At 55.7% G+C, this 9277-nt stretch carries 8 protein-coding genes; 6 read left to right on the forward strand and 2 right to left on the reverse strand.

The features are described 5' to 3' along the window. Window positions 1–184 precede the first annotated feature (184 nt). Both J2Z18_RS28575 and rocF read right to left on the reverse strand, forming a co-directional pair. Window positions 185–1387, reverse strand: coding sequence for an ornithine--oxo-acid transaminase (locus tag J2Z18_RS28575; RefSeq protein ID WP_007129675.1), 1203 nt, complete (start codon window positions 1385–1387; stop codon window positions 185–187). Between the two features lie 93 nt (window positions 1388–1480). Further along, window positions 1481–2389: an arginase gene (gene rocF / locus J2Z18_RS28580; protein ID WP_007129676.1), complete on the reverse strand. Its 909-nt coding sequence runs from the start codon at window positions 2387–2389 to the stop codon at window positions 1481–1483. 714 nt (window positions 2390–3103) lie between these two features. Here rocF and J2Z18_RS28585 point away from each other — a divergent pair. Genes J2Z18_RS28585 through rbsB form a run of 6 tightly spaced genes read left to right on the forward strand, consistent with a single transcriptional unit; the run spans window position 3104 to window position 8765 of the window. Beyond that, window positions 3104–4087 carry a LacI family DNA-binding transcriptional regulator gene (locus tag J2Z18_RS28585; protein WP_007129677.1) on the forward strand — a complete coding sequence of 328 codons (984 nt, stop codon included), beginning with the start codon at window positions 3104–3106 and terminating at the stop codon, window positions 4085–4087. Then, a complete protein-coding gene (rbsK, locus tag J2Z18_RS28590) occupies window positions 4087–4971 on the forward strand; it encodes a ribokinase (RefSeq protein WP_007129678.1) in 885 nt (294 codons plus the stop codon). Before J2Z18_RS28585 ends, rbsK begins: the two co-directional genes overlap by 1 nt. Next, complete coding sequence (rbsD, locus tag J2Z18_RS28595; protein ID WP_007129679.1) at window positions 4968–5366, forward strand: D-ribose pyranase; 399 nt, start codon at window positions 4968–4970, stop codon at window positions 5364–5366. Before rbsK ends, rbsD begins: the two co-directional genes overlap by 4 nt. Window positions 5367–5381: 15 nt before the next feature. Next, window positions 5382–6863: a sugar ABC transporter ATP-binding protein gene (locus J2Z18_RS28600; RefSeq protein ID WP_028405253.1), complete on the forward strand. Its 1482-nt coding sequence runs from the start codon at window positions 5382–5384 to the stop codon at window positions 6861–6863. A 1-nt stretch (window position 6864) separates the two neighbouring features. Continuing rightward, on the forward strand, window positions 6865–7833 hold the full coding sequence (rbsC, locus tag J2Z18_RS28605; protein ID WP_007129681.1) for a ribose ABC transporter permease RbsC: 969 nt from the start codon (window positions 6865–6867) through the stop codon (window positions 7831–7833). A gap of 14 nt (window positions 7834–7847) precedes the next feature. After that, on the forward strand, window positions 7848–8765 hold the full coding sequence (rbsB, locus tag J2Z18_RS28610; protein ID WP_210095682.1) for a ribose ABC transporter substrate-binding protein RbsB: 918 nt from the start codon (window positions 7848–7850) through the stop codon (window positions 8763–8765). Window positions 8766–9277: the final 512 nt, after the last annotated feature.

Genomic DNA, 9277 nt, shown 5'->3' on the forward strand with positions numbered 1-9277 from the left:
CCTTCATCTGACCCTTATCGATCTGATTTCATCATAGATGACGGCGGGGATGCAATCAACCGCGGCAGGCCCGTCCGCCAGCCCGTTAGGTCGGCGAGGTTACTTGCGAACGGGCTGCATTTTGCAAAGGCAAAAGGCAAAGGCGTGACGCGCTATCGGCAAAGCTTGGCGGTGCGCCTTCAAATTATGGAGTCGTATCCTGAAAGGCCTGTCTGACACATTCAAATGCCTGATCCAGCTCGGACTTTCGTATGATGAGCGGCGGAGCGAAGCGGATGGTATGCTCATGGGTTTCCTTGCACAGAATGCCAAGCTTCATGAGCCGTTCACAGTACGGCCGTGCAGGAACGTTAAGCTCCATGCCGATGAACAGGCCTCTTCCCCGTACTTCCTTTAAATCGGGATGCTGGATTGTGCGCAGCCTGCCGGCAAAATATTCGCCAAGCTCCCGTGACCTTTCCGCGAGCTCTTCCTGTTCAAGGACATCCAGCGCAGCGATCGCCACGGCGCAGCCCAGCGGATTTCCGCCGAAGGTTGAGCCATGGGAGCCGGGCTCAAAGACGCCAAGCACGTCTTGATCCGCTGCAACGGCTGAGACGGGAAACACGCCGCCGCCTAACGCTTTGCCCAGGATGTAAAGATCCGGCTCCACCTGCTCCCAGTCGCAGGCAAACCGCTTGCCCGTCCGGCCGAAGCCGGTCTGGATCTCATCGGCGAGCAGAAGGACGCGATGGCGGCTGCATAGCTCCCGTGCTTCCCTTAAGTAGCCGTCCGGCGGGATGATGATGCCGGATTCGCCCTGGATCGGTTCCACCAGAAATGCGGCGGTATTCGGCGTGATGGCCTGCTCCAAGGCATTCAGGTCGCCGTAGGGTACCGGCTTAAAGCCCGGCGTAAACGGGCCGAACTCCTTCCGGTATTCCTCCGACGAGGAGAAGGAGGTGATGGTGATCGTCCGGCCGTGGAAATTGCCTTCACAGACGATGACCTCGGCCTGATCCTCGGGGATGCCCTTGTTCCGGTACGCGTAACGGCGGGCTGCCTTAAGGGCCGTTTCCACCGCTTCCGCTCCGGTATTCATCGGAAGAATCAAGTCTTTGCCGGTATAGCTAGACAAACGTTCATAGAAGAAGCCGAGCTGATCATTATAAAATGCGCGCGAGGTCAGAGTCACTTGATCCGCTTGGTCCTTAAGCGCCTGAATGATCCGGGGATGGCGGTGACCGGCATTAAGGGCGGAGTATGCGCTAAGCATATCGATATAGGTATTGCCATCGGCATCGGTGACGTGAACGCCTTCCGCTTTCGTCACGACGACGGGAAGCGGGTGGTAGTTCCGGGCGCCGAACCTTTCGGACCGCTCGATATGGGATATACTGCGGTGCATGCTTTTTCGTCCTCCTTCGGGCCATAAAGAGCATGCAGACGGTCAGTGCCAGCCTGCATACACTTACTTCTCCCGTGTAATACGTCGTAAAGCTTATAGAATTCGTTCCCCCAGCAGGGAGGATATGAGTCCAACCAGGAGCCGGGACGTACGCTGGCCGGAGTCCAGCAGGGGATTACTCTCCACGAACTCGGCGGAGACGAGGATTCCGGCTTCATGCAGCGTTTCCAGCGCAAGATGTGCCTCCCGGTAGCTGAGGCCGCCCGGCACCGGCGTCCCGGTTCCCGGAGCGATTGATGGGTCGACGCTGTCAATGTCAAAGGAGAGATGGACGCCATCCGTTCCGGAAGATGCGATGCGAATCGATTCCTCCATGACACGAAACATGCCCAGACGGTCGATATCCTGCATCGTGTAGCAGGTGATGCCCTCGCGGCGGATCAGCTCCCGCTCGCCCTGGTCAAGAGACCGTGCTCCGATAAGCACAACATGCTCAGGCGATATAAAAGAGCCGTAGCCGCTGATTCCGGTCAGCCGGGCGTCGCCTTTCCCAAGGCCGACAGCCAGCGACATGCCGTGAATATTGCCCGAGGGCGTTGTGTCCGGCGTGTTCAGATCGGAATGCGCATCCATCCAGATGACCCCCAGCTGATGATAGTGCCGGGTTAATCCGGCAAGGGTGCCGATTGCGATGCTGTGGTCGCCGCCGAGCACAAGGGGGAAGTGGCCGGCTTCCGCGGCAGCGTGGATTCTAGCGGCCAGCGCTTCGTTTACGGCGAGGACCTCGTGTAGATTTTTTAGCCGGGCGTCTCGTGCCGTGCCTTTAGCATGCGGCGGCGGAGCAAGCCGTTCGGCGATATATTGGACGCCAAGCGCCTGGAGCTTGCGCGCCAAGCCTGCCCGGAACAGGGCCTCCGGTCCCTGGGCGGCGCCCCTGCGTGCGGCACCCCGGTCGAACGGAACGGAAAAGACGGATACTTGGGAGAATCGATGATTTGTCATTCAATGCTCACCTCCCGTCATGAGTGATACGGTTTTTGGTTTTGGCTGGTTCTGAGGGTCAAGACGCCTTGATCGCTGTTTGCACCCCGCGATGACCAGCCTTGGCAGCGGCATGCTGCGGCCCAACGTCGGGTAGCATACGGATGCTGCACCAAGCCCGCATCCCGCAGCAGAAATTTAAGCGCCCCTGCGTCGTTTGATTCGGTCATCCTCCTGTTCGCTCGAAGCGAATCCGAAAAAATGAGTAAGGTGGTACATGCGAGCAGACGAGCAGTCACGGAAATGGGACGGGGATGCAAGAGCGGGATGGAATGCTGCCTGTCATGCATCATATGCTTTGGCCTAGCTGTATGGCTTGGGCGGTTAGTCAGGCGAAAGGACAAATATGGCGACAGCCTAAAGGACGATCGAAGTTGGCGACATCGCAGATAGGCGACGGTGGGGAGCAAGACAGAAGGCGATTGCCGATAGGCGATGATGAGGGAACAAGACGGAAGGCGACTGCCGGTAATCCATGGAGAGGAAGCAGGACGTGAGATGATTGCAAATAAACAATGGTGAGTGAAGCAATGCGGGAAATAGTACATTTCCAATAGACTGAAATCGCTGTAAAAAAATCCCGGAGTTAAAATGCTTGCGCCATGAAAGCGTTTGTGATAATCTATACCTGTAACCGGTTACACATCGGTTTACATGGATGAGGTGATGACGCAGATGACGACCATTCGAGATGTGGCCAAGCACGCTGGTGTTTCGGTCGCTACCGTTTCACGGGTTTTAAATGGAAACGGTTACGTACATGAGGATACCCGCTCCAAGGTGGAGCAGGCGATCCGCGAGTTGAATTATACGCCCAATGAGGTGGCAAGGTCTTTATATAAACGAAAATCGAAACTAATCGGATTGCTGCTTCCGGATATTATGAACCCGTATTTCCCGCAGCTCGCCCGCGGTGTCGAGGATGAGATGCAGGAGAACGACTACCGGTTGATTTTCGGGAACAGCGATGAAAGCAAGAAGAAGGAAATGGAGTACATCCAGACCTTTATCCAGAACAACGTGGTGGGGGTCATTTCCTCAACCAATGATCCTGACGCCGACATGTATCAGGATTTGAACATACCGGTCGTATTTTTGGACCGGACATCCAATGACCGGCCGTCGGTATATGCCGATGGACGTGAGGGCGGACGGATTGCGGCAAGGGAAATCGTGCGCCGCGGCAGCAAGGCAATCACCTTGATGCAAGGTCCGGCGAACGTGCGGCCGGCGCAGGAACGCTTTGAGGGGGCAGCCGAAGCATTGGCGGAGCAAGGCGCATCGTTTCAGGTGCTGAAGACGACATCCTTTTCGTTATCCCGCGCAGAAGGCTTTGCCCAGGAAGTGTTCCGGCAGTATCCCGATACGGACGGCGTCATTGCAAGTAATGATATCCTGGCATCCGCCGTATTAAAGGAAGCGCATCGGCTGGGAAAGAGAGTGCCGGAGGACGTGCAGATCATCGGCTTTGACGATATTTTGCTCAGCAGCCTGCTGTACCCTTCGCTGTCGACCATTCATCAGCCTGCTTATGAAATGGGCCGGGAGGCGGCCAAGCTGCTGATCGGACTGATTGAGGGAGAACGGATGGAGCGAAGCAGCGTCGAGTTTTCCGTCACATTTATGGAGCGCCAGACAACGAGAAAGGTGGAATCATAATGGCTAAAATAACGGTAATCGGAAGCGCATCCATGGACCTGGTGGTAACGTCCGCCAAGCGTCCGAGAGCAGGCGAAACCGTGCTCGGGGACAGTTTCAAGACGGTCCCCGGCGGAAAGGGAGCGAATCAAGCGGTTGCTGCAGCAAGGCTTGGCGCCGAGGTGACCATGATCGGCCGCGTAGGCGACGATTCGTTCGGCCAGGTCATTTTGAACAATTTGAAAGCGAATGGTATTGTTGCCGACTATGTGGAACCGGTTACAGATATGGAGAGCGGAACGGCTCACATTATTTTGGCCGAAGGGGATAACAGCATCGTTTTTGTGAAGGCAGCGAATGATTTGGTAACGCCGGACTACGTTGACCGGGCCGCCGAGGTTATTCAAGGATCGGATATCGTGCTGATCCAGCAGGAAATTCCGGAGGAAACGGTCGTGCATGTAAGCGATTTGTGTGCGAAATACGGCGTACCGCTTATCCTTAATCCAGCGCCAGCCCGGCCGGTGCCGCAGTCGGTCATCGAGAAAGCTGCTTATATTACGCCGAACGAGCATGAAGCGTTGGTTCTGTTTGGCGAAGAGCCTCTTGGCGAGGTGCTGCGGCGTTATCCGAACAAGCTGATTGTGACCGAAGGGAAGAAGGGCGTACGCTATTACGACGGTTCGCAGGAGGTTGTTGTTCCCGGCTACAAGGTCGAAGCGGTCGACACGACGGGCGCGGGCGACACGTTTAACGGGGCGTTCGCGGTGGCCCTTGCCGAAGGCATGAGCCTTTCGGACAGCCTGGATTTTGCCAATCGGGCGGCTGCCTTGTCGGTAACGAAGTTCGGGGCACAGGGCGGCATGCCGACCCGCCGCGAAGTGGAAGGGGGCAGCTTGCGATGAAGAAGAACGGCATGCTGAACAGCCATATTGCGAAGGTGCTGGCCGATCTGGGACATACGGACCGTATCGTTATCGGCGATGTCGGACTTCCGGTGCCGCCGGGAGTTCCGAAGATCGATCTGGCCTTGCGTCTAGGCACCCCGGGCTTCAAGGAGGTCGTGGATGCCATCGCGGAGGACATGGTCATCGAGAAGGTAGTGATCGCCGAAGAGATGAAGGCTGAAAATAAGGAAACACTGCAATATATACATGATACATTCCGGGATTGCGAGATTGAAGCTTGCCCGCATGAGCGGTTCAAGCAGCTGATGGGAGACGCGAAGGCGGTCATCCGCACGGGTGAAGCGAAGCCGTATGCGAATTGCATTTTACAGGCGGGGGTTCATTTCGGCTAATAAGGAGGTTGCACCATGAACATTGAGATGAAGAATATTCATAAGTCTTTCGGGACAAACCGGGTGCTGGCAGGCGTGGACTTTGATCTCCGGGAAGGAGAGGTCCATGCCCTGATGGGAGAGAATGGTGCGGGTAAATCGACACTAATGAACATCCTGACCGGGCTGCACAGCCGGGACGAAGGCACGATCGTCATCGATGGCCAGGAGACGTACTTCAGCAGCCCGAAGGAAGCGGAAGAGAAGGGCATCGCTTTCATTCATCAAGAGCTGAACATCTGGCCTGAGATGACGGTGCTGGACAACCTGTTTATCGGCAAGGAGCCGACGTCGGGTCTTGGGTTTTTGAACATGAAGCAAATGAAGGCGCTTGCGAAGGAGCAGTTCGGCAAATTATCCGTGACGATTCCGCTGACCCAGGAGGCCGGTGAATGCTCCGTCGGCCAGCAGCAAATGATCGAGATCGCCAAAGCGCTGATGACCAAGGCGAAAGTCATTATCATGGACGAACCGACGGCGGCGCTGACGGAACGGGAAATCGAGAAGCTGTTCGAGGTTATCCGTTCGCTCAAGAACGAAGGCGTCTCCATCGTCTATATCTCGCACCGGATGGAAGAGATCTTTACGATATGCGACCGGATTACGGTCATGCGTGACGGCAAATCCGTTGATACGAAGCCGATTCCGGATACGAACTTCGATGAGGTTGTTCGCAAGATGGTCGGACGGGAGCTGACCGAGCGCTATCCGGCCCGGCATCCCGTTCCAGCCGATGTGGTGCTGGAAGTGAAAAACATCAGCAGCAAAGGTAAATTCGAGAACGTAAGCTTCTCGGTAAGAGCCGGCGAAATCGTCGGAATGTCGGGACTGATGGGCGCAGGACGCACCGAAATGATGCGGGCCATCTTCGGACTGGATCCGCTTGATAGCGGCGAGATCTGGGTGCGCGGCAAGAAAGTCAATATCCGAAAACCGGATGACGCGGTTAAGCACGGGATCGGTTTTATTACCGAGGACCGAAAGGATGAAGGCCTAGTGCTGGACTTCTCCGTCCGCGAAAATATGGCGCTGACGAATCTGTTCAGCTTCTCGTCCAAGGGGTTCATATCGGCGAAGAAAGAGCTGGATTTTGTGGACACGCTGACCAAGCGCCTACAGATCAAGACCCATACGACCGAGACGCCGGCCCGGAACCTGTCGGGGGGCAATCAGCAGAAGGTCGTCATCGCCAAGTGGATCGGCATTGGTCCGAGCGTGCTCATCCTGGACGAGCCGACACGGGGAGTGGACGTCGGAGCCAAGCGGGAAATATACCAGCTGATGAATGAGTTGACCGAACGCGGCGTAGCCATTCTGATGGTTTCTTCAGAGCTGCCGGAGGTGCTCGGCATGAGCGACCGAATCCTTGTCGTTCACGAGGGCCGGATTTCCGGAGAAGTGAGCGGAGAGAACGCAACGCAGGAACAGATCATGACTCTAGCTACAGGAGGACAATAATATGACAACCATTCATGATGCGAAGGCGGGAAAAGGCTTTAATGTCTCAGGCTTCACGCAAAAGCTCGGGCCGCTGCTCGGACTGATCATTCTCATCGTCATCGTTTCGGTTCTGAATCCGAGTTTTTTGGAACCGCTCAATATACTGAACCTGCTGCGCCAGGTATCCATTAACGCCCTGATTGCATTCGGGATGACGTTCGTCATTCTGACGGGAGGCATCGACTTGTCGGTCGGCTCCATTCTGGCACTGTCCAGCGCATTTGTCGCCAATATGATGGTGGCGGGCTTCGACCCGATTCTGTCGATTATTATCGGGGTGGCACTCGGCGGTGTCATGGGGATGATTAACGGCCTCATGATCACGAAAGGAAAAATGGCTCCGTTCATTGCAACCTTGGCCACCATGACGATTTTCCGGGGGCTGACGCTCGTCTATACCAACGGGAATCCGATCACGGGTCTAGGCGACAGCCTGGCGTTCCAGCTGTTCGGCCGCGGTTATTTGCTGGGCATTCCGGTGCCGGCTATTACCATGATCATCACGTTTGCTGTACTGTGGGTAATTTTGCATAAGACATCGTTCGGACGCAAAACCTATGCGATTGGCGGCAACGAAAAAGCTTCGCTTGTATCCGGTATTAAGGTTTCACGAGTGAAAATTATGATATATTCCCTGGCAGGCATGCTGTCCGCCCTGGCGGGTGCGATTCTGACATCCCGTCTGAACTCCGCCCAGCCGACGGCAGGAACATCGTACGAGCTTGATGCCATCGCCGCAGTCGTGCTTGGCGGTACGAGCTTGACCGGCGGACGGGGACGGATCGTCGGCACCCTGATCGGTGTGCTGATCATCGGTATCCTGAATAACGGACTCAACTTGCTCGGTGTCAATTCCTTCTATCAGATGGTCGTGAAGGGCGTCGTCATTGCGATTGCCGTTCTGCTCGACCGGAAGAAATCGGCTTAAGGGAGAGAGGAACTATGAAAAAAATAACGCTATTGCTCATGTCGCTCATGCTGGTCTTCATCACCGGCTGTTCCCTGGAGCCGCCGGAATGGGCGAAGCCGAAGCGGAGTGGAAACATTGAAGATATGAAGATCGGCCTGTCGATCTCCACGTTGAACAATCCGTTCTTCGTATCGTTGAAGGACGGAGTCGTGGAAGAAGCGGCCAAGCAGGGAATCGAGGTCGTTGTCGTGGATGCGCAGAACGACTCCGCCAAGCAGAGCAACGACGTGGACGATCTGATTCAGCAAGGGGTCGACGCGCTGCTGATCAATCCGACGGATTCTTCCGCCATCTCCACGGTGGTGCAGACGGCGAACAGCCTTGACATACCGGTCGTAACGCTGGACCGCTCTGCGGATAAAGGCGAGGTAGCGGCGCTGGTCGCATCCGATAACGTGAAGGGCGGACAGATGGCTGCGGAATTTATCGTGGAGCAGCTGGGCAAGGACGCCAAAGTCATTGAGCTGGAAGGCGTTCCGGGAGCATCGGCAACGCGTGAGCGCGGCAAAGGCTTCCACGTCATCGCGGATGAGCAGCTGAACGTAGTTGCGAAGCAGGCAGCTGATTTCGACCGGACGAAAGGTCTGACCGTAACCGAAAACCTGCTGCAGGGCAATCCGGATGCAAAAGCGATTTTCGCCCATAACGACGAGATGGCGCTCGGCGCAATCGAAGCGATCCAAAGCTCCGGCAAGGATATTATGGTCATCGGCTTTGACGGTAACGAGGATGCGTTGAAATCGATCGAGGCCGGCAACATGACGGCAACGGTGGCGCAGCAGCCGGAGCTGATCGGTCAGCTTGCGGTTCAAGCGGCGAAGGATGTGCTGCAAGGCAAAGAGGTGGAGAAAAACATCGCCGCTCCGCTGAAAATGGTCGTGAAGGAGTAGTTGTGCAATACGCGTGGCTGGCTAAAGCTTGGTGTGCGTATAATGCCGCTGTGCTGAAGGATTAGAAAGAAGCATGGCCAGCTCAAGTGGGTTTGAAGGCATAAGGAGCGAGGGCCGCAGAAACTGATCTTTAAGAAATTAGGACAGAACGAACGCGGCTCACAGATCTGGCTCAAAGAAGGAATATAGATTTAACGCGGTCCTGGTTGAAAAGCCGGGAGCCGCGTTTTTTTATTGGCTTTTTCCAATGAGAGGCCTTCTGAGAGGATCGTTTGGCCGCAGTTAGGGAGAATCGGTCGGTAAAGTCGCTATGAATGCTCGCTGCAGGGCGAGGGTGTGTCCGGAAGGAGCGAGGAAGTCCCTAAAAAGTACTTGTGGAGAGCAAACGAGCGGGAGAAGGAGGAGCAAGTCCCGAAATGCAGCTAGAATAAAAAGTGGACACCCCTTAGTGATAAAACGATAATGAAACAAAGCAGACGAAAGGGTGTCAAAAATATGAGTGGTAACAGGCA

Source organism: Paenibacillus lactis, assembly GCF_017873605.1.
GTDB lineage: Bacteria > Bacillota > Bacilli > Paenibacillales > Paenibacillaceae > Paenibacillus_AQ > Paenibacillus_AQ lactis.